The organism is Mycobacterium alsense (assembly GCF_002086635.1).
In the GTDB taxonomy this organism is placed as follows: Bacteria; Actinomycetota; Actinomycetes; order Mycobacteriales; family Mycobacteriaceae; genus Mycobacterium; species Mycobacterium alsense.
Genome location: NZ_MVHD01000061.1, coordinates 1 through 25,172 on the forward strand (window position 1 = coordinate 1; position 25,172 = coordinate 25,172).

At 70.9% G+C, this 25,172-nt stretch carries 17 protein-coding genes; 6 read left to right on the forward strand and 11 right to left on the reverse strand.

What is annotated here, in order from left to right; all coding sequences use genetic code 11:
• Together BST11_RS23335 and BST11_RS23340 are read right to left on the reverse strand one after the other, a co-directional pair.
• On the reverse strand, window positions 1-1,036 hold a 1,036-nt coding region (locus tag BST11_RS23335), incomplete at its 3' end, for an LLM class flavin-dependent oxidoreductase (protein ID WP_425320603.1).
• Window positions 1,037-1,152: 116 nt separating this feature from the next.
• Entirely contained in the window at window positions 1,153-2,586 is a 1,434-nt protein-coding gene (locus BST11_RS23340; RefSeq protein ID WP_142276517.1) for an FAD-dependent oxidoreductase, read from the reverse strand.
• 627 nt (window positions 2,587-3,213) lie between these two features.
• Here BST11_RS23340 and BST11_RS23345 point away from each other — a divergent pair.
• A complete protein-coding gene (locus BST11_RS23345; RefSeq protein WP_211284772.1) occupies window positions 3,214-4,275 on the forward strand; it encodes a GlxA family transcriptional regulator in 1,062 nt (353 codons plus the stop codon).
• A gap of 191 nt (window positions 4,276-4,466) precedes the next feature.
• Window positions 4,467-5,420, forward strand: a complete 954-nt coding sequence (locus BST11_RS23350) for a helix-turn-helix domain-containing protein (RefSeq protein ID WP_244897759.1) — start codon at window positions 4,467-4,469, stop codon at window positions 5,418-5,420.
• Window positions 5,421-5,525: 105 nt separating this feature from the next.
• Here the strand turns inward: BST11_RS23350 and BST11_RS23355 are convergent, their stop codons facing one another.
• Together BST11_RS23355 and BST11_RS23360 are read right to left on the reverse strand one after the other, a co-directional pair.
• Entirely contained in the window at window positions 5,526-8,525 is a 3,000-nt protein-coding gene (locus tag BST11_RS23355) for a UPF0182 family protein (RefSeq protein WP_083140568.1), read from the reverse strand.
• A gap of 94 nt (window positions 8,526-8,619) precedes the next feature.
• On the reverse strand, window positions 8,620-9,642 hold the full coding sequence (locus BST11_RS23360) for a YlbL family protein (RefSeq protein WP_083140570.1): 1,023 nt from the start codon (window positions 9,640-9,642) through the stop codon (window positions 8,620-8,622).
• A 78-nt stretch (window positions 9,643-9,720) separates the two neighbouring features.
• On the opposite strand from BST11_RS23360, the gene BST11_RS23365 reads away from it, so the two are divergent.
• From BST11_RS23365 to BST11_RS23375, 3 genes are read left to right on the forward strand one after another with little or no spacing between them, the layout of a single operon-like run.
• Window positions 9,721-11,085, forward strand: coding sequence for a zinc-dependent metalloprotease (locus BST11_RS23365; RefSeq protein WP_142276518.1), 1,365 nt, complete (start codon window positions 9,721-9,723; stop codon window positions 11,083-11,085).
• A gap of 38 nt (window positions 11,086-11,123) precedes the next feature.
• Window positions 11,124-12,098 (forward strand): cyclodehydratase, encoded by a 975-nt coding sequence (locus BST11_RS23370; protein WP_244897760.1) that lies wholly within the window; start codon window positions 11,124-11,126, stop codon window positions 12,096-12,098.
• Window positions 12,091-13,434, forward strand: coding sequence for a macrolide-binding ATPase MABP-1 (locus tag BST11_RS23375; RefSeq protein ID WP_083140598.1), 1,344 nt, complete (start codon window positions 12,091-12,093; stop codon window positions 13,432-13,434). The genes BST11_RS23370 and BST11_RS23375 overlap by 8 nt, the downstream gene beginning before the upstream one ends.
• Window positions 13,435-13,501: 67 nt before the next feature.
• Here BST11_RS23375 and BST11_RS23380 read toward each other — a convergent pair whose 3' ends face one another.
• The 3 genes from BST11_RS23380 to BST11_RS23385 all read right to left on the reverse strand — a co-directional run bounded on the left by BST11_RS23380 (window position 13,502) and on the right by BST11_RS23385 (window position 16,282).
• Window positions 13,502-13,765 (reverse strand): WhiB family transcriptional regulator, encoded by a 264-nt coding sequence (locus BST11_RS23380; protein WP_083140574.1) that lies wholly within the window; start codon window positions 13,763-13,765, stop codon window positions 13,502-13,504.
• A 130-nt stretch (window positions 13,766-13,895) separates the two neighbouring features.
• Window positions 13,896-14,063 carry a hypothetical protein gene (locus BST11_RS28025; RefSeq protein ID WP_169834954.1) on the reverse strand — a complete coding sequence of 56 codons (168 nt, stop codon included), beginning with the start codon at window positions 14,061-14,063 and terminating at the stop codon, window positions 13,896-13,898.
• 98 nt (window positions 14,064-14,161) lie between these two features.
• Complete coding sequence (locus BST11_RS23385; RefSeq protein WP_169834955.1) at window positions 14,162-16,282, reverse strand: ATP-dependent DNA helicase UvrD2; 2,121 nt, start codon at window positions 16,280-16,282, stop codon at window positions 14,162-14,164.
• Between the two features lie 84 nt (window positions 16,283-16,366).
• Between BST11_RS23385 and mrx1 the strand changes: the two genes are divergently transcribed.
• Window positions 16,367-16,618 (forward strand): mycoredoxin Mrx1, encoded by a 252-nt coding sequence (gene mrx1, locus BST11_RS23390; protein WP_068206896.1) that lies wholly within the window; start codon window positions 16,367-16,369, stop codon window positions 16,616-16,618.
• Window positions 16,619-16,624: 6 nt separating this feature from the next.
• Here the strand turns inward: mrx1 and nudC are convergent, their stop codons facing one another.
• The 4 genes from nudC to BST11_RS23410 form a co-directional block, all read right to left on the reverse strand.
• Window positions 16,625-17,548 (reverse strand): NAD(+) diphosphatase, encoded by a 924-nt coding sequence (gene nudC, locus BST11_RS23395; protein ID WP_083140578.1) that lies wholly within the window; start codon window positions 17,546-17,548, stop codon window positions 16,625-16,627.
• A complete protein-coding gene (locus BST11_RS23400) occupies window positions 17,548-18,618 on the reverse strand; it encodes a potassium channel family protein (RefSeq protein ID WP_083140580.1) in 1,071 nt (356 codons plus the stop codon). The genes nudC and BST11_RS23400 overlap by 1 nt, the downstream gene beginning before the upstream one ends.
• A gap of 62 nt (window positions 18,619-18,680) precedes the next feature.
• Window positions 18,681-22,025, reverse strand: a complete 3,345-nt coding sequence (locus BST11_RS23405; protein ID WP_276033579.1) for an ATP-dependent helicase — start codon at window positions 22,023-22,025, stop codon at window positions 18,681-18,683.
• Window positions 21,992-25,114: an ATP-dependent helicase gene (locus BST11_RS23410; RefSeq protein ID WP_083140582.1), complete on the reverse strand. Its 3,123-nt coding sequence runs from the start codon at window positions 25,112-25,114 to the stop codon at window positions 21,992-21,994. Before BST11_RS23410 ends, BST11_RS23405 begins: the two co-directional genes overlap by 34 nt.
• Window positions 25,115-25,172: the final 58 nt, after the last annotated feature.

Here is a 25,172-nt window from a genome sequence, read left to right on the forward strand (position 1 = left end):
GCAGGCCGTGATCACGCCAGTCGGCGACCTGCTCGATGACGTCATCGGATGTGCCGGTGAGGAGACACTCGCGGAGCAGTGACGGCGGCACGTCAGCCGTCAGGGACACGACGGTCTGTTCGTCCAGCGTCTGCGGAATGATGTCTTGTGCGCCGGTGAACTCATCGCCGAGTGGATGACTCGCGCCGTGGCGGGCCCAGAACTGGGCGGGTACGTCGAGGGCGAACGCCTTCATGGCGTGCGAGTTCAGCGCCTCGCCGATGTGGTGGCGGCTGCGACCGGTCATGACGAAAAACAGGGCCGCGGCGGTGATGGACATGGGGTCGCGGCCGGCGTCGGAGGCCGCAGCCCGGACTTTTTGCAGGCCGGCGGCGTAGTCCGCGGGCCGCATCGTCATGGCGGCGGGAAACCACGCGTCGGCGTAGCGGCCGGTGGCCCGCAACATGCGCGGCCCGTGGGAGGCGATCCAAATCTCCGGCCACCCGCCGCGGTAGGGCGGGAGGTCGAACACGGCATTGCGCAGCGGGAAGAATTGCGAATCGCGGTTGACCAGTTCGCCGCCGGAGTCCCACAGCGCGCGAATGGTGGCCAGGGCCTCTTCGAATCGCGCCACCGGCATTGACCACTCCACTCCGTAGGGCTCGTTGTATGCGCGCGCACCCGTTCCGATTCCGAGAATGGCGCGCCCCCGGGTGAGCAGGTGCAGCGTGGCGGCCGCCTGCGCGGTGACAGCGGGATTGCGACGGCTTGCATCGGTGACGCCAATGCCAAGTCTTCGCCGCCCCAGCCGGTTTCGGGTGACCAGATGCCCCAATACCGTCCACGGTTCCAGCCGCGCGTCGATTGCTGGGGCGACCCGTGCGGCACCGACGTACGACGATGTCATCACCGATTGCGGAAACAGCGAGCTGAGATGGTCAGCCAGCCAAAACGATTCCACCCGACTCCCGACCGCGGTGAGATAGCTGGCACTCACCAACGCCGTCGGTGAGTAGCGGGTGTGCAGTAGTTGCTCTGCGAGGCCGACCTTAAACACGACTGACTGCTTTCACTTGAGCGCGGATTTGGCAGCAGCGATAACGCGCCATCACGCGGAATCCCTGGTGGACGGTTGATTTCAAGGCAACGGCCGACGTTGACCAATGCAACGCTTCAGGCATCGCGGTACCCGCCTATGGTGCCGTCTTGTCTGGTACGGTCGGGCGCGGTAGTGCCGGCAACAATCGTCGCCTCCCCGGCTACTCGTCGCTTTCGCGATTTCTTGAGTACCCGAAGCATTGTCGACGGACGCAGCAAGCGCGAGGGGGGATCGACCAGGTTCATCGACCGCATGAATTGCTGGACCACTGCTGGATCGGTTTCGGCGGCGGCCAGCACCCGATCCAGGTAAGCGTTGATCATCCGGATTGACAGCGGTCGCTTCCCCGCTATTTGGGGCAACGTCAGGTCCGAGCCCACGGCAGCCTGCCACGCCACACGGACCTCCTTGGCGGACGTGCGGAAAAACCGCCGCGGTAGGTCGCGGTCGCCCTGCTGCAGGCAGTCACGGAGGATGAGCGCTTCGATGGCGGCCACCGACATGCCCTGTCCATAGAGTGGATTGAAGCTACATAAGGCGTCGCCCACGACGATCAGGCCGTCGGGCGTTCGCGCCAACTTGTCATAGCGGCGCCACCGGTTTGAGGGAAAGCGATAGTGGGCCATGTCCGCGAGTGGCTCGGCACGGCGCGCGGCATCCAACAGGTGCTCGGGCGCCATGTCGGCCAGGCAGTCCAGCAACGCGATACGATCGGCGGGCGGTTTTTGTCCCGCGACCGTTTGGACCGCCAGCCTATAGGTGTCGTTCTCGCCGGCAAACATCGCGAAGCACACAGGGCGGCTCGGCTCGGGGCCGCTGAAGGCGAGGTACTCGCGCAACATGCCCGGCGGTATGTGGATCGGCAGGCCGGCGTAGCTGACGTGCACCGTGAGCTGGTCCTCGCACGGGCGAGGATAGCCCAGGTCGTCGAGAAACGCCGGCGCCCGTGAGCCACGTCCGGTGGCGTCCACAACAAGGTCGGCCGCCAGGGACGTCTCGGCTCCAGAGTCGCGCCGCGCCACCACAACGCCGGTCACGCGGTCACGTTTCGGGACCGCTGTCAATCTCACCGCATCGTGACCCTGCACGATCTCCACGTTCGAAATGGCAAGCACGCGACGACGCAGGCTCCACTCGATGAACGGCCGGCTGACGTAGTAGCCGGAGATCGAATCAGGGTCGGGAATCGTGCCAGATCGCAAAAACCGGTGTCCGCCAAACGAAACCCAAAACCGTGACAGGTCACCGTCGTTCCATACCCGCGCGCCACCGGCGACCAGCTCGTCGACGAAACCGGGAAACAGCTCATTCATGATCTGCGTCCCGCGCGCTGCCGGGAGGTGGGGCAGGCCACCTTGCGCCACGCCCCGACGGGTCGCCGGTCCATCCGGGAGGATATCCCGTTCGACCACAGTCACTGTGCGGTAGAAGTCAGCAAGCACGCGGGCGGCTAACAACCCAGCGATGCTTGCCCCAAGGACTACTGCGGTCTCGCCACGTTCGGGCACGCAGTCTCCTCGCCGTGACGCCACTGGGTTGATGGGCGGTGCAATCGACATCTACTGCCTTTCATGGGTATCGGTCCGGGCCTTATGCGGCGCGGCAAGCAATGGCCGCGTGGATCTTTGGGCCGTAATTCTCGCGAAATTCGAGACGACCGCCCGCGCTGGACCCGTCTGTCCGCCAACGCAAATGGCTGCCAGACCCCGATTCCGGCGCCCATATTGCTGAGGTCGCGGGACAAGGCGAAGCCTCGTTGAGAGGGTAAAAATCCTCCGGCAGCGGGTGGCCGTCGATGACGTGCCGATCATCCGTGAAGCCGCCGAGCACCTTCGCTCGCAGCACAATACGCCGCCACCAACGACGCATCATCTCGAGCGCCAAGTTGGACCCCGCATCGTTTCGCGCTGCAACTGGGCCGGTGCGCAGCCTTGCCGCACCCCGACTGGCCGATGTCACGTGGTTCAACGTCCCTCCCGATCGTTCATCTGTCAGCGAGGCAATGGGCCACGGCCACAGACCTTGCGGTGGCTTCCTGCGGCAGGAAGCGACCTCAGCCGTGTCTACCGTGATCGGCTGAGATGGGCGTGTCTCTGGCGCAAATCCTGTGCACGAGACGCGCCTCCGATGCTGAGATGGAGGCAAGACGCCGTTGGCAACGGCGGCGCGAGGGACATAATGCTGGCGTGAATGAGAATGCGACATCGCGTGTGGTGGTGTTGATTGTCTTCGAAGGGGTGACGCTCCTGGATGCGGCCGGACCAGCCGAGGTCTTCGTCAAGGCGAACGAGTTCGGCGCGAATTATCAGCTCAAGGTCGCATCGGTGGATGGTGCAGATGTCGCGACCTCGATCGGAACCAAGTTGGGTGTCACTGACAGCATTTCAGCCGTCGATTCGGCCGACACCGTCATGGTTGCCGGCGGTGACAAACTGGTCGGGCAGCGACTTGATCCCGCGCTTCTGGAGGCGCTCGGATCATTGTCGGCGCGGTCCCGGCGGTTGGCTTCGGTTTGCACGGGTTCGTTCGTCTTGGCTCAGGCTGGCCTGTTGAGGGGCCGTTGTGCTACCACGCACTGGCGACATGCGCGGCTGCTTGCTCGCGAATTCCCCAACACACGCGTCGAGCCTGACGCGATCTTCATTCGTGATGGCGAGATCTTCACCTCGGCCGGGGTATCGGCGGCCATCGACTTGGCGTTGGCGTTGGTAGAACTGGATTATGGCGCGGAGTTGGTTCGTGAGGTGGCACGCGCCTTGGTCGTGTATCTCAAACGCGCGGGCGGACAGTCGCAGTTTTCCGCCTTGGTGGGGGCCGAACCGCCGGCCGACTCAGTACTGCGCACGGTCACCGCGTCGATCGTCGCGAACCCGGGCGCGGACCATAGCGTGAAGAGCCTTGCCACACGAGCATCCTTGAGCACGCGTCACCTGACGCGGCTGTTTCAGTCGGAGCTTGGCACGACCCCCGCCCGGTACGTCGAAACGGTCCGTCTCGATGTCGCAAGGGTCGAGCTCGAGGCAGGACGCACGGTGGCTCACGCGGCGCGGCTGGCCGGCTTCAGCAGCCCCGAAACGCTCAGGCGGGTCTTTGTCAACCGTCTCGGCGTCTCTCCCAAGGCTTATCAGGACAGATTTCGTACTACTGTCCGTGATGGCGCCAACACTTCACCCGACACCGTGATCGCACAACGATGACGCCGTCGGTTAGATCTGGGGAGCCTCGGATCCGTGATGTCGCTATTTGAGGGAAAGATGTCCCGTCGTCGCTGGTGTGCGAGCCGTCGCGGCGCGGATACTGGGCGTGTGACTTCACGACTCAGTGGATCGATTGCTGGCTTTCTGACGTTGGTAGGGTCACTCGTTCACTGCCGCGCCAAGATCTCGTCGTGATTGCCGAACAAGCCAATGACATTGGGGTGCGGGCACCGGTAAACGCCAAGCCCGAAAACATCGCGCGCCGTCTGGGTTTCGCACCAGAACAGCGCATCACAGCACCCGACGAAACGATGTCGGCGGCAATCTGGCGGTTCCGGCGCAAGGCGACCTACGAATTGGCCGGCCCCGCAAGTGGCGACCTGGACGTGATCTCGATGCCGGTGAGCGGTCGCCACCATCACACCTACTTCGCCAACGGGCGCCAGAAATGGAGCGGTGTGCATCCGGCATTTCACATGAACATCGTGGCCGCGGGCGAACAGCCGCGAGGGATATTCACGTCAGACCAGCCCTTCACCTACCTGCACATATATCTGCCTCACGCGATGGTTGAGCGCCTCGCCGTGGAAAGCGGTGCGACCGAGAAAGGTCGGACGGTCGTTCTGGTCGATCCGATGTGTTCTCGTGACCCGTTCGTCGAGGGGATCTGTCGGCAGATCGTGCGCGAGATGACAAACCGTGACGCGTGCTCACGCATGATGATCGAATCGCTCGGCCAACAACTCGCTGTCCGCCTGATACGGCGGCATTCGACGCTGTCCGGCTCCGCAGTGTTCGCTGAGAAAAGCGGCCCAGGTTATCGGGATTGGCGCCTGCGACGGGCAATCGAATACCTCGAAGCACACCTATCCGACGACGTCGGTTTGACCGAGCTGGCCAAGGTAGTCGGTTTGTCAGCGGCCCGCCTGGCAGCCCTTTTTCGCGAGGGCACGGGCGAGCCCCCGCACCGCTGGTTGATGAACCGCCGCTTGGCACGAGCGCTTGAACTGCTGGGCAATCCGTCTTTGAGCATTACCGAAATCGCGCACCAATGCGGGTTCGCCAGTTCTCAACACCTGGCTACGGTGACCCGACGCCAGCTCGCCATTACGCCGACCGGCTACCGCCGGCAGTTACTCGGTTGAGGACAAGCGGCTTCGAGCCACTGTTCACCCGCGATCAGGCCATCCTGGTCAGGAATCGGTCCGGCGGCGCACCGGCCTGCCGTCCATCGGGTCGCGCCATGTCGCCTACTTGGCGGCGTTGTACTTGTTGATCGCATCGTCGAGCCGCTGCAGAGCCGCGCCGTAGGAAGCGAAATCGCCTTTCCGCTGAGCATCTTTCGCGGCGCCGATCGCCGCCTGGATCTCCTGTAGCGCGGCGGCCTTGGCCGCGGACAGGGTCACCGACCCGTCCGGGGCCGGCGGCACCACCGCGGTCGGCGGCGGCGGCGATCCCGGCGTCGCAGCGGGTGCCGGCGGGCCGGCCGCGGGCGGGTTCGGGTTCGCGTTCGGCGGCGCGCCGGCCTCGGTGGGCTGTATCCCGGTGGCGGCCGCGCCGGCGCCGGGCCCGAACAGCCCGGTCAGCGCGTCGCCCACCGTGGGGCCGTAGCCGATCTTGTCGTTGTACATCATGGCCACGCGGATCAGCCGCGGATACGACGACGCGGCGTCGCTGGCGCCCGGTGAGGCATAGACGGGTTCGACATAGAGCAGGCCACCCTGGGCCACCGGCAGCGTGAGCAGGTTGCCCCACCGGATCCGGTTCTGGTTGTCGCGCCCGATCACGCCGAGGTCCTGGGACACCGCCGGATCGGTGGTGATCGCGTTGTTGGCCAGCTTGGGGCCGTTGACCTGACCCGGGATGGTCAGCACCGTGATCTTGCCGTAGGTCGCGGGATCGGAGCTGGCGCTGATGTAGGCGGCCAGGTAGTCACGCTTGAACCGGTTCATCGCGCTGGTCAACTGATACGAGGCCGAATTGTCGTTCTTGGCAATGTTTTTCGCGACGATGTAATAGGGCGGCTGGTAGCTGCTGGCGGTCGGATTCGGGTCCAGCGGGACGTCCCAGAAATCCGAGGTGGAAAAGAAGGTCACCGGGTCGTTGACGTGATACTTGGCCAGCAGCATCCGCTGCACCTTGAACAGGTCCTCGGGATAGCGCAGGTGCTCGGCGAGCTCGGGCGTGATGTCGCTCTTGGGCTTGACGGTGCCGGGGAAAACCCGCATCCACGCCTTCAGCACCGGGTCCTGCTCGTCCTGTTGGTACAGCGTGACCGTGCCGTCGTAGGCGTCGACCGTGGCCTTCACCGAATTGCGGATGTAGGAGACCTGCTTGTCGGGCGCCAGCCGGTTGAACGCGACCTCGGTGGAGTCGGCGGTGGCCGACTCCAGGGAGGTGAGCTCGGAGTACGGGTAGTTGTCCAACGTGGTGTAGCCGTCGATGATCCACACCAGCCGCTTGTTGACGATCGCCGGGTACACCGAGCTGTCGGTGGTCAGCCACGGTGCCACCGCCTCCACCCGATGCGCCGGATCGCGATTGAAAAGTATCTTGCTGTTGGCGCCGATCACGTTGGAAAACAAGAAGTTTCGCTCGGCGAACTTGGCGGCGAAGACGCTGCGCGATATCCAGCTGCCGATCGGCACCCCCCCGAGCCCGGTGTAGGTGTAGTTCTTGGTTTCGGTGCTGGTCTCGTAGTCGTATTCGCGGTCGTTGCCGTTGCGCCCGACGATCGCGTAGTCGGCCGACGTGTTGGAGATGACGGGCCCGAAGTAGATGCGCGGCTGGTCCAGCGGAGCCGGCCCGTCGGAAACCACGCTGCCGTTGGCGCCGACGACGTTGACAAGAAACTGCGGGTAGCCACCGTTTTGGTTGGGGTCGTTGGCGATCCCGCGCACCGTGTTGGCCGGCGACGCGATGAATCCGTTGCCGTGGGTGTAGACGGTGTGCCGGTTGATCCAGTCGCGCTGGTTGTCGATCAGGCGGTCGGGGTTGAGTTCCCTTGCCGCGACGACGTAGTCGCGCAGCACCCCGGTGCGGTCGAGGTAGCGGTCGATGGACAGCTGGTCGGGGAAGTAGTAGAAGTTCTTGCCCTGCTGGAACTGGGTGAACGCCGGGCTGACGATGGTGGGGTCCAGCAGGCGGATGTTGGAGGTGGTCGCGCGGTCGGCCGCGACCTGCTGGGCGGTGGCCTGCCCGTCGCCGGTGTAGTTGCGGTAGCTGACCACGTCGGACGTCAACCCGTAGGCCTGGCGCGTCGCGGTGATGCTGCGGCCGATGTATTCGCTTTCCTTTTGCGCCGCGTTGGGTCTGACGCTGATCTGCTCGACGATCAGCGGCCACCCGGCGCCCACGATCAACGACGACAGCAGCAACAGCACCAGGCCGATGGCCGGAATCCGCAAGTCCCGCAGGACGATGGCGGAGAACACCGCGCCGGCGCAGATCAGCGCGATCGCCATCAGGATCAGCTTCGCCGGCAGCACCGCGTTGATGTCGGTGTAGCCCGCGCCGGTGAACGGCTTGCCCCCGCGGGTGTGCGAGAGCAGCTCGTAGCGGTCCAGCCAGTAGGCGACCGCCTTGAGCAGCACCAGCGCCCCGACCAGGGTGACCAACTGGATCCGCGCCGAGCGGCTCAGCGCGCCGGTGCGGCCGGACAGCCGGATGCCGCCAAAGATGTAGTGCGTCAACACGTTCGCCAGGAAAGCCAAAAACACCGCCACGAACAGGTAGCTGAGCAGCAGCCGGTACAGCGGCAGGTCGAACGCGTAGAAGCCGAGGTCCTTGCCGAACTCGGGATCCTTGATACCGAAGTCGCCGCCGTGCAAAAACAGCTGGATCCGCACCCAGTAGCTCTGCGCGATGATGCCCGCCAGCAGGCCGATCGCCGCCGGGATCCCGACGCCCACCAGCCGCAGGCGCGACACGACGACGGCGCGGTAGCGCGCCACGGGGTCGTTGGTGTTGCTCGGCACGAACACCGGGCGGGTGCGGTAGCCCAGCGCGAGCCCGGCGAACACGATGCCGCCGACGAGCAGGCCGGCGACGAGGAAGACCAGCATGCGGGTGACCAGCACGGTGGTGAACACCGAGCGGTAGCCGAGCTCGCCGAACCACAGCCAGTCGACGTAGGCGTCGATCAGCCGCGGACCGGCGAGCAGCAAAACGATCACACCCAGTGCGATCAGGATCAGAATCCGGCTGCGCCGAGTCAACTTCGGCATCCGTGCGGTGGGCCGCATCCCCACTGGTTACGCTCCCTGATCGGTGTGACTGGCTCTCGGGGTTACTCGGAGTTTTCTAGCTCACAACTGTACGCATCCCGCGACCAGCGCGAGCGGGCTAGCAACTGGGCGGCTGCCCCCCGGCCCGCAACGCCTGCAGCGCGTCGACCGCCCCTTGCAGCGTCTCGACCTTCACCAACCGCAGGCCGGGCTCGTTCGCGGAGCTCGCCTCGTAGCAGTTTTTGGCCGGCACCAGAAACACGGTGGCCCCCGCGGCGTGCGCGGCGGCCATCTTGTGGGTGATGCCCCCGATCTGGCCCACCTTGCCCTCGACGTTGATGGTCCCGGTGCCCGCGATGAACGCCGACCCCGCCAGGTCACCGGCGGTGAGCTTGTCGACGACGGCCAGGCTGAACATCAGCCCGGCCGACGGCCCGCCCACGTTGGCGAGGTTGAAGTCGACGACGAACGGCGCCCAGGGCGCGTCGAGGACCGCCACACCCAAAAAGCCGTAGTCGCGATCCTTGTTGCTGCCCAGCGCGACCTGCACCACGCCGGCCGGCTCGTTCTTGCGGCGGAAGTCGATCGTCACCACCTGACCGGGCTTGGTGTTCTTCAGGAACCCGGTGAACTGCTCCACGTTGGCCACGGGGGTGCCGTTGACCATGTCGATGGCGTCGCCGGACTTCAGCTTGCCCGCCGAGGGGCCGGGGTCGGTGACGGTCGCCACGGTCACCGCGGGCGGGTACTTCAGGTAGCCGAGCGCGGCGTACTCGGCGCTGTCCTCGGACTGCTTGAAGTCGGCGTTGTTGGCCTTGTCGACGTCCTCCCGCGACTTGCCCGGCGGGTAGACGAGATCGCGCGGAATCAGCTGCTCCTGCCCCGACAGCCACAGCGTCAGCGCCTCGCCCAGCGACAGCTCGTCGCGCTGGGACACCGTCGTCATGTTGAGGTGGCCCGTCGTCGGGTGCGTGGGGGCGCCCTGGATGGCGACCACCTGTTTGCCGTCGACCTCCCCGAGGGTGTCGAACGTCGGGCCGGGGCCCAGCGACACGAACGGCACCGTCACCACCGCGAGCAACACCCCGAACACCACGATCGGCAGTAGCGCGACGATCAGGGTCAGAATCCGCCTGTTCACGCCGCTTACCCTATCGGGGCCCCGCCCGGCCCCATTCAGCTACGAGCGTGACCGGGGACCGCGCGTCGCCTAGGCGCGGTGAGTACCGTTGACGTTATGGCTGACCTGCCTTTCGGCTTCTCGTCCGGCGACGACCCGGAGCGCGAGAACCGCGGGAAGAACGACCCCGATGCCCACTCGGGGGCGTCCGACCCGTTGGGCGCCTTCGGCATGGGCGATTTGGGGCAGATCTTCACCCAGCTGGGCCAGATGTTCAGCAGCGCGGGCACCGTCATGGCCGGCGGCCAGAGTTCGGGACCGGTCAACTACGAGTTGGCGCGCCGGGTCGCGTCGAGCTCGATCGGGTTCGTCGCGCCCATCCCCGCCTCGACGAACAAGGCGATCGCCGACGCGGTCCACCTCGCCGAAACCTGGCTGGACGGCGCGACGGCGCTGCCCGCCGGCACCACCAAGGCCGGGGGGTGGAGCCCCAGCGACTGGGTGGACCACACGCTGGAGACCTGGAAGCGGCTGTGCGATCCGATGGCCGAGCAGATCGCGACGGTGTGGGCGTCGGCGCTGCCCGACGAGGCGAAGACCATGGCGGGCCCGCTGCTGGCGGTGATGTCGCAGATGGGCGGCATGGCGTTCGGATCGCAGCTGGGCCAGGCGCTGGGCCGGCTGTCCCGCGAGGTGCTGACGTCGACCGACATCGGCCTACCGCTCGGCCCCAAGGGCGTGGCCGCGATCCTGCCGGACGCCCTGGAATCCTTCGCCGCCGGGCTCGAGCAGCCGCGCAGCGAGATCCTGACCTTCCTCGCCGCCCGGGAGGCCGCGCACCACCGCCTGTTCAGCCACGTGCCGTGGCTGGCCAGCCAGCTGCTGGGCGCGGTCGAGGCCTACGCCAAGGGCATGAAGATCGACATGTCCGGCATCGAGGAGCTGGCCCGCGACTTCAACCCGGCGTCGCTGTCCGACCCGACGGCCATCGAAAACCTTTTGGGGCAGGGGGTTTTCGAGCCGAAGGCGACCCCGGCCCAGACCCAGGCGCTGGAGCGGCTGGAGACGCTGTTGGCGTTGATCGACGGCTGGGTGCAGGTGGTGGTCACCGGCGCCCTGGGCGACCGGATCCCGGGAACGGCCGCGCTGTCCGAGACGCTGCGCCGCCGCCGGGCCAGCGGTGGGCCGGCCGAGCAGACGTTCGCGACGCTGGTCGGCCTCGAACTGCGCCCGCGCAAGCTGCGCGAGGCCGCCGCGCTGTGGGACCGCCTGACGCAGGCCGCCGGCCCCGACGCCCGCGACGCCATCTGGCAGCACCCCGACCTGCTGCCGGGCGCCGACGACCTCGATGAGCCGGCCGGGTTCATCGACCGCGTCATCGGCGGCGACACGAGCGGCATCGACGAGGCCATCGCCAAGCTGGAAGAGGGCCCGGCGGACCCCGACGGTCCTGTGGAGAACTGAGCGCGGCGTCGACCGCCCGGGTGGCACAGTCACCACCCATGACCCAGGCGACGGCCCAGACCCCGTCTGAGGCCGCTTCCAAGTCCGCGGTTTCGCTGTACGCCCTGGACCCGGCGCTGCCGGTGCTGCTGCGGCCCGACGGCGCCGTCCAGGTCGGCTGGGATCCCCGCCGCGCCGTGCTCGTCCGCCCGCCGGGCGGCCTCGCCGCGCCCGAGCTGGCCGCGCTGCTGCGGTCCATGCGGTCGCCGACACCGCTCTCCGAGCTGCGGCGCCGGGCCGTCGACGGCGGCCTGCGGGACGGCCCGGCGGCATCCCAGGGCCTGACCGCCCTGGTCGCGCAGCTGGTCGGCGCCGGCGTGGCGACCGAGTGCCGGCAGCCCCGGGGCCGGGCGGCGGCGATCCGCATCCACGGCCGCGGCCCCCTGTCGGAGCTGCTCACCGACGCGTTGCGGCGGTCGGGCGCCCGCGTCGGGCACAGCAGCCAGCCACACGCGGCCGTGTCGCCCGCCGCCGTCGACCTGGTGGTGCTGTCGGACAACCTGGTCGCCGACCCCCGAATGGTGCGCGACCTGCACGCCCTGGGTGTGCCGCACCTGCCGGTTCGCGTGCGGGACGGCACCGGCCTGGTGGGTCCGCTCGTGATCCCCGGCGTGACCAGCTGCCTCGGCTGTGCCGACCTGCACCGCGCCGACCGCGACGCGGCCTGGCCGGCCATCGCCGCCCAGCTGCGCGACACCGTCGGCGTGGCCGACCGGGCCACCCTGCTGGCGACCGCGGCGCTGGCGCTGAGCCAAATCAACCGAGTCATCGCCGCCGTGCGCGGGCGCCAGGCCGTGCCCGACCCCGCGCCGCCCCCGGCGCTGAACGCGACGCTGGAATTCGACGTCGACGCGGGCTCTATCGTCGCGCGCCGCTGGACCAGGCACCCCCTGTGCACGCTGTGCCCGTGCGGAGGCCCGCGTGGTCGCGCAGTGGCCGGATCCACAGCGCGCCGCGCTGGCCGTCATGGATGATGGGTACGTGGCAGACATCAAACGCGGCGGCGCCGCGCGCAACGCCAAGCTGGCCGGCCTGTCGGTCGGCATCGCCGGGCGGACCGCGCTCGGGTTCGGCAAGCGACTGACCGGCAAGTCCCGAGACGAAGTCAACGCCGAGCTGATGGAAAAGGCCGCCCATCAACTGTTCACCGTCCTCGGCGAGCTCAAGGGCGGGGCGATGAAGGTCGGCCAGGCGCTGTCGGTGATGGAAGCCGCCATCCCGGAGGAGTTCGGCGAGCCGTACCGCGAGGCGCTGACCAAGCTGCAGAAGGACGCCCCGCCGATGTCGGCGCACAAGGTGCACCGGGTGCTCGACGCGCAGCTGGGCACCAAGTGGCGCTCCCGGTTCAGCGAGTTCGACGACACCCCGATGGCCTCGGCCAGCATCGGCCAGGTGCACAAGGCGGTGTGGTCCGACGGCCGCGAGGTGGCCGTCAAGATCCAGTACCCCGGCGCCGACGAGGCGCTGCGCGCCGATTTGAAGACCATGAAGCGCATGGTCGGGGTGGTCAAGCAGCTCGCGCCCGGCGTGGACGTGCAGGGCATCGTCGACGAGCTGATCGAGCGCACCGAGATGGAGCTGGACTACCGGCTGGAGGCCGACAACCAGCGGGCGTTCGCCAAGGCCTACCGGGATCACCCGCACTTCATGGTGCCGCGCATCGTGGCCAGCGCGCCCAAGGTCGTGATCCAGGAGTGGATCGACGGCATCCCGATGTCGGAGATCATCCGCAAGGGCACGGTCGAGCAGCGCGACCTGATGGGCACCAGGCTGGCCGAGCTCACGTTCGACGCGCCGCGCCGGCTGGAGATGATCCACGGCGACGCCCACCCCGGGAATTTCATGCTCCTGCCCGACGGCCGCATGGGTGTCATCGACTTCGGTGCGGTGGCGCCGCTGCCGGGCGGCTTCCCGGTCGAGTTGGGCATGTCGATCCGGCTGGCCCGGGAGAAGAACTACGACCTGCTGCTGCCGACGATGGAGAAGGCGGGCTTCATCCAGAAGGGCCAGCAGGTGTCGGTGCGCGACATCGACGACATGCTGCGCCAGTACGTCGAACCGGTCGAGGTCGAGGTCTTCCACTACACCCGCAAGTGGCTGCAGCGGATGACGGTGCGCCAGATCGACCGGTCAGTGGCCCAGATCCGCACGGCGCGGCAGCTGGACCTGCCACCGAAGCTCGCGATTCCGATGCGGGTGATCGCGTCCGGGGTCGCGATCATGTGCCAGTTGGACGCCCACATTCCGACCCGGGCGCTGTCGGAGGAGCTGGTCCCCGGCTTCGCCGAGCCCGATACCGCGGTCGTCTGAGCTTCGCGAGACTGCAACCGCCAACGCCGCGTCTCGAGAAACGCGTCGGCAGTTACAGTTTCGCGGGTCAGGCGGCGACCTTGCGGGGGCGTCCGCGCGGCCGCTTGTAGCTGACGACCGACCCCCGCTCGAGGATCTCGCCGCCCCACACGCCCCAGGGCTCGGCGCGCTCCAGCGCGGCCGTCAGGCACTGGCGGCGGATCGGGCAGCCCGCGCACAGCGTCTTGGCGCGCTCCAGGTCGGCCGGGGTGTCGGCGAACCACAGGTCGGGGTCACCGGCGCGGCACGGCAACCGCGCCGACGTCGGTCTGGGGACTGGCGGTGCCGGCATGTCCTGCTCACCTGCTTCCTGGTCGGGTTTTCGTGGTGATCCGGGCCAGGTTGCGGGCTTCGCAACGGGAAAAATATGGCCACGGATCCTGGTGACTTCGGGTCCGTGGCCTAATGGGAAATGGGGCTGGTTAGGTGGGGCCCCGATCCACGGACGGGTCAGTCGCGGCGGCGGCGCGATGCTTCAGCGCGTCCGCCCGCACGGCGGTCTCGGCGGCATGGGCGGCCAGGGACGGGGCAGGAGCCGGCGCCGCGGCGGCCACGCCTACACCGAACGCGTTGGTGATCATCGTGGCCACCTCCTCTCCGTGGGCTCACTGGGCAGCAAAAGTGCGCTTCCGAGGGTAGATGCTACCGGCCGCCGGCCACAACCGATTTCTGACCTGGGTGTTTGGCGTTAGCGGGCTTTTTTGACCAGCTCGAGCACGGCGGGCCCGTACTGCTCGAGCTTGCGCGAGCCGATCCCCGGGATGGCGATCAGGGCCGCCTCGTCGTCGGGCAGCAGCTCGGCGATCGCGATCAGCGTGTTGTCGGTGAACACCACATAGGCGGGCACGTTCTGTTCCTTGGCGACCTCCAGCCGCCAGGCCTTGAGCCGCAGCAGCAGCTCCTCGTCGATGTCGGCGGCGCAGGTCTCGCACCGGCGCAGCATGATCGCCGCCGGGGTGGTCAGGCTGTTGTTGCAGATCCGGCAGCGCGTCGCGGTCCCGCGGGTGCGGCGGGACCTGGCCGGCGCGGAGTCGGCGCGCGCCTGCGGCGCGATGCCGTTGAGGAACCGCGACGGCTTGCGGCTCTGGCGCCCACCCGGGCTGCGGGCCAACGCCCAGCTGAGCGCGAGATGGATTCGCGCCCGGGTGATTCCGACGTAGAGCAGCCGGCGCTCCTCCTCGACGGCCTCGCTTTCGGCGCCGTGCGCCAGCGCGTGCGAGATGGGCAGCGTGCCGTCGGCCAGCCCGACCAAAAACACCGCGTCCCACTCGAGGCCCTTGGCGGCGTGCAGCGACGCCAGCGTGACGCCCTGCACCACCGGGGGGTGCCGCGCGTCGGCGCGGGAGCGGAGCTCGGCCAGCAGCCCCGGGAGGTCGAGCTGCGGGCGCTGCGCCACCTCGTCGTCGACCATTTCGGCCAGCCCGGCCAGGGCCTCCCAGCGATCGCGGGCCCGGCTGCCCGCCGGCGGCTCGGCCGTCAGCCCGAGCGGCTCCAGCACGGCGCGCACGACGTCGGGCAGCGGGGCCTCGGCGTCCGGGTCGCCGCCGGCGCCGCGCTCGGCCGCGCGCTGCAGCGCCAACAGCGCCTGCCTGATCTCCTGGCGGTTGAAAAACCCCTCGCCCCCGCGGATCTGGTAGGTGATGCCCGCCTCGGTCAGGGCCTCCTCGTAGACCTCCGATTGCGCGTTGACCCGGTAGAGCACCGCGATCTCGGACGGCGCGGTGCCGGATTCGATGAGCCGGGCGATGGCCTTCGCGACCGCGGCCGCCTCGGCCGTCTCGTCCGGATGCTCGCGGAACGACGGGGCCGGGCCCGCGGCGCGCTGGCCGGAGAGCTGCAGCTTGCTGCCGGCGACGCGGCCGCGGGCCGCGGCGATCACCTGGTTGGCCAGCGACACCACCTGCGGGGTGGAGCGGTAGTCGCGTTCCAGGCGCACGACGGTGGCGTCGGGAAATTGCCGCGAGAAGTCGAGCAGGAAGCGGGGCGTGGCCCCGGTGAACGAGTAGATGGTCTGGTTGGCGTCGCCGACGACGGTCAGGTCGTCGCGGTCGCCGAGCCAGGCCGCCAGCACGCGCTGCTGCAGCGGGGTGACGTCCTGGTACTCGTCGACGACGAAGCAGCGGTAGCGGTCGCGGAACTCCTCGGCCACGGCCGCGTCGTTCTCGATCGCGGCCGCGGTGTGCAGCAGCAGGTCGTCGAAGTCGAGCAGCGCCAGCGATTCGTCGCGCACCTTGAGGGCCTCGTAGGCCGCGTAGACGGCCGCGATCTGCTGGGCGTCCCTCGGCACGTCGCGGCCGGCTTCGGCCACCGCGGGCGCGTACTGCTCGGGGCCGATGAGCGAGGCCTTCGCCCACTCGATCTCGCCGGCCAGGTCGCGCACGTCGTCGGTGCTGACGTTGAGCCGGCAGCGGCTGGCCGCCCTGGCGACGACGGCGAACTTGGTGTCCAGCAGCTGCCACCCGGTGTCACCGACCACCCGCGGCCAGAAGTAGCGCAGCTGGCGGTGCGCGGCGGCGTGAAAGGTCAGGGCCTGCACGGCCCCGACCCCGGGATCGGTGTGGCCGGCGGCGGCGAGCGTGCGCAACCGGGAGCGCATCTCCCCCGCCGCGCGCTGAGTGAAGGTGACCGCCAGGACCTGACCGGCCGCGACGTGGCCGCCCGCGACGAGCTGGGCGATGCGGTGCGTGATGGTGCGGGTCTTGCCCGTTCCCGCGCCCGCGAGCACGCAGACCGGCCCCCGGGGCGCCAGCACGGCCTCGCGCTGTTCGTCGTCCAGCTCGGCGGTCAACGGGTCGGTGGCCAACGGCATGGGGTCCATCTTGGCAGCAGTGCCCGACAAACCGGGGGCGCCACCACGTGGAATGCATCGTGAGCCAGGGATGTTGACCGGGCTATGACCAACGCTTCGCTCACCGTTTACACGACGTCCTGGTGTGGGTACTGCCACCGGCTCAAGACGGTGCTCAAATCCGCCGGGATCCCCTACGACGAGGTCGACATCGAACACGACCCGGCGGCGGCGGAGTTCGTCGGTTCGGTCAACGGCGGCAACCGGACGGTTCCGACGGTGAAGTTCGCCGACGGGTCCACGCTGACCAACCCGAGCGCGGCGCAGGTCAAGGCGAAGCTGGCCGAGGCCGGCTGACGGGACTCAGTCCAGCCCGGCCCAGGATTCGATGATCACACGGGCGATCGAAATCGACCCGGGCAGCAGAAGTTTCGACTGCGAGTCGCTGCTCCAGTCGCCGGCGGCGAGCGCGGCGCGCACCTCGTCGCGGGTGAACCACTGCGCCTCGGCGATCTCGCCGTCGTTGAACGAGAAGTCCTCGCCCGGGTCGCCCAGGGCGTGGAAGCCGACCATCAGCGATCGCGGAAACGGCCACGGCTGGCTGCCCAGGTAGCGCACGTCGCGCACGGTCAGGCCGATCTCCTCGCGGATCTCGCGGGCGACGCACGCCTCGAAAGACTCGCCCGCCTCGACGAATCCGGCCAGCAGCGAGAACATCCGCTCGGGCCACACCGCCTGGCGCGCCAGCACGGCGCGATCGGCGCCGTCGTGGACCAGGCAGATCACCGCGGGGTCGATGCGCGGGAACTCCTCGTGGCCGGTGACCGGATTGACCCGGGACCAGCCCCCGCGCGACGGGCGCGTCGGGGACCCGTCGACCGCGCTGAAGCGCGCCCTGTCATGCCAGTTGAGCAGCGCGAGGGCCGACGCCACCAACTGGCTGCTGGTGTCGTCGAAGATCGGGCCGAGGCTGCGCAGGTTCACCACTTCGGCCCGGACGTCGGGATCCTCGGGCGCCTCCAGCGCGGCGCGGACGGCCCAGACGTGGCGGCCGCCCTCGATGCGGCCCAGGAACACGGCGTCCTTCGGTGGCTTGTCGGCCAGCGCGGCCGCCGGGCCTAGCACCACGCGCCCGTCGGCGACCAGCACCTGGTTGCGCGCATCCACCCGCAGCAGCGCCGCGTCCGGCCAGCCCGCGGCCGCCGCGTCGACGTCGGTGCGCAGCCGGTCGGCCCGGTCGGCGCCCACGCGCGACAGCACCGGGATGTCCCGCAGCTGAAAATCCACTAGTTCCCCGCGCTCCGGACGTAGAGCAGCCGGTCGTTGGCCTCGATCGCGTCGGCCTCGGGCGCGCCGATGCGCAGCAGCCGGCCGTCGCGCACCACACCGAGCACGATGTCCCTCAGATGCCTTGGGGATCCGCCGATTTCGGCCTGCTCGACTTCGCGTTCGGCGATGGCCAGCCCGGCGTCGGGTGTCAGCAGGTCCTCGATCATCTCCACGACGCTGGGCGTGGTGGTCGCCAGGCCGAGCAGCCGGCCGGCGGTTTCGGAGGAGACCACCACCGAGTCGGCGCCCGACTGCCGCAGCAGGTGCTGGTTTTCGGCCTCCCGGATCGACGCCACGATCTTGGCCTTGGGCGAGATCTCCCGCGCCGTCAGCGTGACGAGCACCGCGGTGTCGTCGCGGCTGGAGGCGATGATGATCGAGGCGGCGTGCTGGGCGCCGGCCAGCCGCAGCACGTCGGATTTCGTCGCGTCGCCGTGCACGGTGACCAGCCCGGCGGACGCGGCCCGGTCGAGGGCGGCCTGGTCGGTGTCGACGACGACGATTTCGGCCGCGGGGACATCGTCGCCGAGCAAGGCCCCGACCGCCGTCTTGCCCTTGGTGCCGTAACCGATCACGATCGTGTGGTTGCGCACGGTGCTCCTCCAACGCTGGATCTTCCACGCCTGCCGGGACGTTTCGGTGACGACCTCGAGCGTGGTGCCGACCAACAAGATCAGGAACGCGATGCGCAGCGGCGTGACGATCAGGACGTTGATCGCGCGCGCGAATTCCGACACGGGCGTGATGTCGCCGTAGCCCGTCGTCGACAGCGTCACCGCCGAGTAGTACAGGCAATCCAGAAACGTCAGCCGGTCGCCCTGCGCGTCGCGGTACCCGTCGCGGTCGAGGTAGACGGTGATGGCGCCGACGAACAGCGCCGCGATCGCGATGGCCACCCGGCGGGAGATGATGCGGGCGGGGCCGACCTGCCCCTGGGGAATGCGCAGCACGCCGACGAGCGCGTAACTGGGCTGGACGGTCAATCGCTCGTCGAGGCGGCCCAGGCGCCGCCAGCTACCTTTGGGCACGGAAATCCGTTATCGCATCGAACCCACCGCACGGCGCCAGCACGACTCAAATGTAACCACGGTTAGACGCGCGCGGCGCGCTCGTCGGCGGAATCGGCGGCCAGCGCGGCCAGGTCCGCGGGGTCGGGCAGTTCGGCGGGGGTGATCGTCGCGCCGGTGCGCACGTAGTGGAAGGCGGTGCGCACCGACGACTCCGGCACCCCGGACAGCGCGGCCCAGGCCAGCCGGTAGACGGCGAGCTGGACGGCGGCCTGCCGCCGGGCTTCCGCGCCGCGCGGGGGCTCGCCGGTCTTCCAGTCCACCACGGTGGCGCCGCCGTCGGGGTCGGCGAACACCGCGTCGATGCGGCCGCGGACCAGCCGGTCGCCGATGGGCAGCTCGAAGGGCACCTCGACGGCCACGGGAGTGCGTGTTGCCCAACGCGATTGGGCGAACGCCGCCTGCAGCGCGGCCAATTCGGCGGTGTCGCCGACGTCGGAGTCCGCGGCGCCCGGCAGGTCGCCGAGGTCGAACAGCGAGTCGACGCCGTAGAACTTCTGCACCCAGGAGTGAAAAGCGTTGCCGAGCAACGCGTGTGGGTCCGGACGGGTGGGCATCCGGTGGATCAGCCGCTGCGCCGCGCCGGCCGGGTCGCGGGCCAGGTCGACCAGGCCGCTCACCGACAGCTGGCTGGGCAGCGCGCGGGCGGGTGGGCACTCCGACCGGGCCCGCTCGGCCAGCAGCGCATCGACGTCGGCGGCCCAGCCTTCGACGTCGCCCGGCTCCTCGAGGTCGCCGGCCATCGCCTGGGCCACCATGGCCGCGCCGGCTTCGACGTCGCCGCGCCGCACCGCCAGCGGGTCGGCGGGCCAGGTCGCCTCGACAACGGTGTCGCGCAGGGGGTTTCGTTCGCCGTCGGCGGGCGCGGGGGCCCACTGGTCCACCTCCCCGCAGGGATCGCCGGCCGCGGCGGAACGGTCGATGATGTCCTTGAGCTCGGCCAGGAATTCCGACGGGCCGCGCGGCTTGGCCCCGCTGGATCCCCAGTGGTGGCCGGAGACGAGCAGGGTGTCTTCGGCGCGGGTGATGGCCACGTAGAGCAGCCGGCGTTCCTCGTCGACACGGCGCTGCTCGAGGCGGCGACGGTGGTCGAAGATGCTGTCGGACAACTGCTTTCGGTTGGTGACGGCCGAAATGTCCAGCACCGGGATGCCCAGCGAGCCCGCCGCGGCGCGGTCGCCGCGCAACAGCGGAGGCAGCTCGGCGGCGTCGGTGAGCCAGGTGCCGCGCGAGGCGGTCGACGGGAAGATGCCGCCCGACAGGTGCGCCACGGCGACGACCTGCCACTCCAGGCCCTTGGCCGAGTGCACGGTGAGCACCTGGACCCGGTCGCGGGCGACCGCCGGAGGGGCGGGCGGCAGGCCGTTTTCGACGGCCTCGGCGGCGTCGAGGTAGGCCAGCAGGCCGGCCACCGAGGCCACCGACGCCCCGCCGGCCGCGTCCGCGGTGGCGTTGCTCCGCTCGGCGTAAGCGGCGACCACGTCGGCGAACGCGTCGAGGTGTTCGGCGCCGGCCCAGGGCTGGGCGGCCCCCGACGCCGCTCGGACCTCGCAATCGACGCCCAGCGCGCGGCGCACCTCGGCGACCAGGTCGGGCAGGGCATGGCCGAGGTGGCCGCGCAGGGCGCTCAGCTCGGCGGCCAGCGCGGTGATGCGCCGAAACCCCGTGGGCGAGTAGGAGGCGGGCGGGCCGGGATCGCCGATCGCGTCGGCCAGGCACGCGGCGTCGGCGTCGGGCCCGGCCGCCCGCGCGATCGCCTCGGGCGAGGGCGTCCCGCCCGGGCGTGCCCCCGCGAGGGCCACCGCCCGCCGCCACAGCGCGGCGACGTCGCGGGCGCCGAGGCGCCAGCGCGGGCCCGTGAGCACCCGCATCGCCGCCGCGCCGGCGGTCGGGTCGGCGACCAGCCGCAGCATCGCCACCACATCGGCGACCTCGGGGACCGACAGCAGCCCGGCCAGGCCGACCACCTCGACCGGGATGCCGCGCGCGCGCAGGGCGTCGGCGACGGGGGCGGCGTCGGCGTTGCGGCGCACCAGCACCGCGGCGGTCGGCGGGCTGACCCCGTCGGCGTGCGCCTGCCGGTAGCGCCGGTGGAGCTGCTCGGCGATCCACTCGCGTTCGGCGCGCACGTCGGCCAGCAGCGCGCAGCGGACGGTTCCGGGCGGGGCGTCGGGCCGGGGGCGCAGCGCGCGCACCGCCACCGAGCGCCGCCGCGCCTCGGCCGAGACGGCGTTGGCCACCCGCAGCGCCTCGGGCGGGTTGCGCCAGCTCGTCCGCAGCTCGAGCACGGGCGCCGGGGTGCCGTCGGAGCGGGGGAAGTCGGTGGCGAACCGCGGCAGGTTGGTCGCCGAGGCGCCGCGCCAGCCGTAGATCGACTGGATCGGGTCGCCGACGGCGGTCAGCGCCAGCCCGTCGTCGACTCCGCCGCCGAACAGCGCCGACAGCGCGATGCGCTGGGCGTGCCCGGTGTCCTGGTATTCGTCGAGCAGGACCACCCGGTAGCGGTCCCGCAGCTCCTCGCCGACCTGCGGGAACGCCGCCGCCAGCCGCGCGGCCGAGGCCATCTGTGCGCCGAAGTCCATCACGTTGGCGGCGCGCATCCGCTCGTGCAGCGCGTCGAGCAGAGGCACCAGCTCGGCGCGCTCGGTCTGGGTGCCCAGCAGCCGCAGCAGCCACTGGTTGGGCCCCCGGTCGCGCTGGTACGGGCCGGGGGGCAGGCCGTGGATCAGCCGTTCCAGCTCGAGGTGGGTGTCGCGCAGCTGGCGGGTGTCCACCAGGTGTTCGGCCAGCTGCCCCCACAGCCGCAGCACGATCGAGGTGACCGCGGCCGGGGTCTTGTCGGTGCGCAGCTCGCCGCGGTAGCCGTTGACGACGTCGAAGGCCAGCTGCCACAGCTCGGTCTCGCCGAGCAGCCGGGTGTCCGGCTCCACGGGCAACAGCAGGCCGTGCTCGCGCAGCAGCGAGCCGGCGAAGGCGTGGTAGGTGCTGACGACCGGGGCGGCGTCGGGCTCGGCGAGATCGCCGGGCGGGCCGGCTAGGCCGGCCGTGCCGGCGGAGGTCAAGCCGGCCAGGCGGGCCAGCCGGGACCGGACGCGGCGCAGCAACTGGCCGGCGGCCTTGCGGGTGAACGTCAGCCCGAGCACCTGGCCGGGCTGGGCGTAGCCGTTGGCGACGAGCCACACCACCCGCGCGGCCATCGTCTCGGTCTTGCCGGCGCCGGCCCCCGCGATGACGACCAGCGGGCCCGGCGGCGCGGCGATGACCGCGGCCTGTTCGGGGGTGGGCGGGAAAAGCCCGAGCGCGCAAGCCAATTCGGCCGGGCTGTGGCGGGGGCTCACGGCGCCGACCCGTCGGCGTGGGCGGGGCAGCTCGGCCGGATCGGGCAGTGCGCGCAGCCGTCGTTGCGCCGGGCGACGAACTCCGGCCCGGCGGTGGCGTCGGCCGCGCGCCGGACGAGCTCGCGCCACTCGTCGCGGGCGGCCGGGGTCATCGGGTCCTGCTCGCGGACGGTGGCGCCTGCGGCGCCCGTCTTGCCGACGTAGACCAGCCGCGCGCCGCCGGGCTCGGTGCCGGCGGGGATCAGGCCCTCGGCCACCGCCAGCTGGTAGGTCGCCAGCTGCGCGTGTCGTTGCGCGTCGTCCTTGCTGACCGGGGTCTTGCCGGTCTTGACGTCGACGATCACCAGCCGGCCGGCCGCGTCGCGCTCCAGCCGGTCGACCCGGCCGCGCAGCCGGATCTCGCCGCCGCCCGCCCCCGCCGCCGGGAGGGTCCCGTCGACGTCCACCTCGACGCCGACCTCGGTGAGCTCGCCGCGGGTCTGGGCCCGCCACTCGAGGAACGCCTCGATCATGGCGCGGTGGCGGGCCAGCTCGTTGGCGGCGTGCCAGGGCGCGTCGAACGGCAGGTGCCGCCAGGCGCGGTCCAGCTCGGCCAGCAATTCCGTTGCCGTCCGTCCCGTTTCGGCGATCAGCGCGTGCAGCACCGAGCCGATTGTCGAACGCAGGTCCCGCGCGTCGGTCCCGCCGTGGCGTTCGGCCAGCCAGCGCAGCGGGCAGTCGTTGAGCGTCTGCAGCGTCGACGGCGTCAGCGTGACCACGTCGCCGGGACCCCGCAGCGGCTCGCCGGTGCTGACCGGGATCAGGCGGTGCCAGCCGGCCGGGTCGGCGCCCGCCACCCCCGCCCCGGCCAGCCGCGCCAACTGCGTGGCCGCGCGGCGGCGGGTGGCGTCGTCCACCGCGCCGTCGGGGGCGCACACGACGCCGCGCAGCCGGCCCACCAGCGCCGCCGCGGACAACACCCGGGGCGCCGAGACCGGTTGGGCGTCAAGGGTTTCGCCGGCGTCGCCGGCCCACCGCGCGATTTCGCCGAAGAACGCCGACGGCAGCGCGGCCTCCCCGTCGGCCCCGCCCGCGTCGCCGGCGTCGCCATCCACGGCGGTCACCAGCAGCCGCCGCCGGGCCCGGCCCATCGCGGCCACCAGCAGCCTGCGCTCCTCGGCCAGCAGCGGCGCCCGCACCGAGGCGTCCTCGGTGACGCCGTCGAGAGCGTCGAGCAACCGCTGGGTGCCCAGCACGCCGCCGCGCGGAACGGTGTTGGGCCACAACCCCTCCTGCAGTCCGGCGATGACCACGAAGTCCCATTCGTGCCCCAGCGCGGCGTGCGCGCTGAGCACCCGGACCTGCTCGGCCCCCACGGCCGGCTCGGTGTTGGCGCCGGGCACCCGCAGCGCCCCGACGTGCTCGACGAGCCCGCGCAGCGACGCACCCGGCGTGCGCGCCACGTAGTGGTCGGTGACGTCGAACAGGGCGGTCACCGCCGCCAGGTCCCTGGTGGCCTGGGCGCCGGCCGGGCCGCCGCGTTCGCTGGCCGTCAGCCAGCGCCGCTGCAGGCCGGACCGGTGCCAGGCGGCCCACAGGGTGTAGCGGGGGTCTTGGCCGGCGCGGTGGCAACGCGCGGCCGCGTCCAGCACCGCGCGCACCCGTCGCAGCGGCCCGGGGCGCGGCGCGTCGGCGCACAGGGCCTCGACCAGGAGGGCCCCGACGTCGCCCGCCGCGCAATCGGGATGGGCGCGCTGCAGCGTGCGGCGCAGCTGTCGCAGCGACACCGGGTCGACGCGGCCGATCGGCCCGGTCAGCAGCGCCAGGGCCCGCGCGCCGTCCAGCCCGTCGGCGGTGGCGGCCAAAACGGTGAGCAGCGCCCGGGCGGCGGGCTCGTCGGACAGAGCTCCACCCGAGGCGGGCGCGGCCACCGGCACGCCCGCGGCGGCCAGCGCGCGCGGCAGCCGCGCGCCGGCCCGCGGCACCGAGCGGACCACGACCGCCATCTGCGACCAGGGCACCCCGTCGACCAGATGCGCGCGCCGCAGCGCATCGGCCACGATCGCCGCCTCCGCGTGCGCCGAGGCGGCCAGGCGCACCGTGACGGATCCCTCCTCGGCCCCGCTGCCGTCGATCCGCCGGCCCGCGCCCCCGCCGGGCAGCCGGGCCGCGACACCGCTGACGGCGCGCGCCACGGCCGGCGCGCAGCGGTGCGACACCGTCAGCGTCACCGCCGGTGACTCGTCGGACAACAGCCCGGACGCATCGCCGCCCCGGAAGCCGTACACCGCCTGGTTGGGGTCGCCGGCGATCAGGGTCGCCTCGGCGCCCGCGGCCAGCACCCGAACCAGGCGGGCCGCCTGCGCGTCGAGTTGCTGGGCGTCGTCGACCAGCAGGACGCGCAGCCGCGCGCGTTCGGCGGCCAGCAGTCCGGGGTCGACCGCGAGGGCCTCCAGCGCCGCGCCGACCAGCTCGGCGGCGCCCAGCGCCGGCGCCGCGGCCTGCGCCGCCGTGCCGACCGCCGCCCGCAGCAACATCACCTGCTCGTATTGCCGCGCGAACTGCCCGGCGGCCACCCATTCCGGGCGGCGGCACCGGCGACCCAGCCGCTGCAGTTGCTGGGGGTCGATCCCGCGTTCGGAGCAGCGCGCCAACAGGTTTCGGAGCTCGGTGGCGAAGCCGGCGGTGCGCAGGGCGGGCCGCAGGTGGGCCGACCACGCCGTCGCCGCGCGCGGGCCGTCCTCGAGGTCGCCGGCCAGCAGTTCCCGGATGACGGCGTCCTGTTCGGCGCCGGTGACCAGCCGGGGCGGCGGGTCACCGGCCCGCTCGGCGGCGCGCCGCAGCACGGCGTAGGCGTAGCTGTGCACGGTGCGCACCAACGGCTCGCGCACCGCGGCCCGGCCGGAGCCGGTGGCGCGCAGCAGCGCCGTCGTCAGCGCGCTGCGCGCGCGCATCCCCAGCCGGCCCGAACCGGTAAGCAGCAGAACCGATTCCGGGCCGGCGCCGGCGCCGATCCGGGCGACCGCGGCGTCGACGAGCAGGGCGCTCTTGCCGGTGCCGGGCCCGCCCAGGACACGCACCCGCCCGCGCAGGCCGGGCGCCGCGACGGCGGCGGCCTCGTCGGTCCAGGTGTGTGGCATGGCTGCATGCAACCACGGGGGTCTGACAACCCGGCGCGGCATCCGGATACTGGAACCA

Excerpts from the sequence above, each read along its gene's own strand:
- BST11_RS23345 (WP_211284772.1), top strand. The coding sequence starts at position 3,214 with ATGGAGGCAAGACGCCGTTGGCAACGGCGGCGCGAGGGACATAATGCT.
- BST11_RS23370 (WP_244897760.1), top strand. The coding sequence starts at position 11,124 with ATGACCCAGGCGACGGCCCAGACCCCGTCTGAGGCCGCTTCCAAGTCC.
- BST11_RS23375 (WP_083140598.1), top strand. The coding sequence starts at position 12,091 with ATGGATGATGGGTACGTGGCAGACATCAAACGCGGCGGCGCCGCGCGC.
- BST11_RS23380 (WP_083140574.1), bottom strand. The coding sequence starts at position 13,765 with ATGCCGGCACCGCCAGTCCCCAGACCGACGTCGGCGCGGTTGCCGTGC.
- BST11_RS23385 (WP_169834955.1), bottom strand. The coding sequence starts at position 16,282 with ATGCCGTTGGCCACCGACCCGTTGACCGCCGAGCTGGACGACGAACAG.
- mrx1 (WP_068206896.1), top strand. The coding sequence starts at position 16,367 with ATGACCAACGCTTCGCTCACCGTTTACACGACGTCCTGGTGTGGGTAC.
- BST11_RS23410 (WP_083140582.1), bottom strand. The coding sequence starts at position 25,114 with ATGCCACACACCTGGACCGACGAGGCCGCCGCCGTCGCGGCGCCCGGC.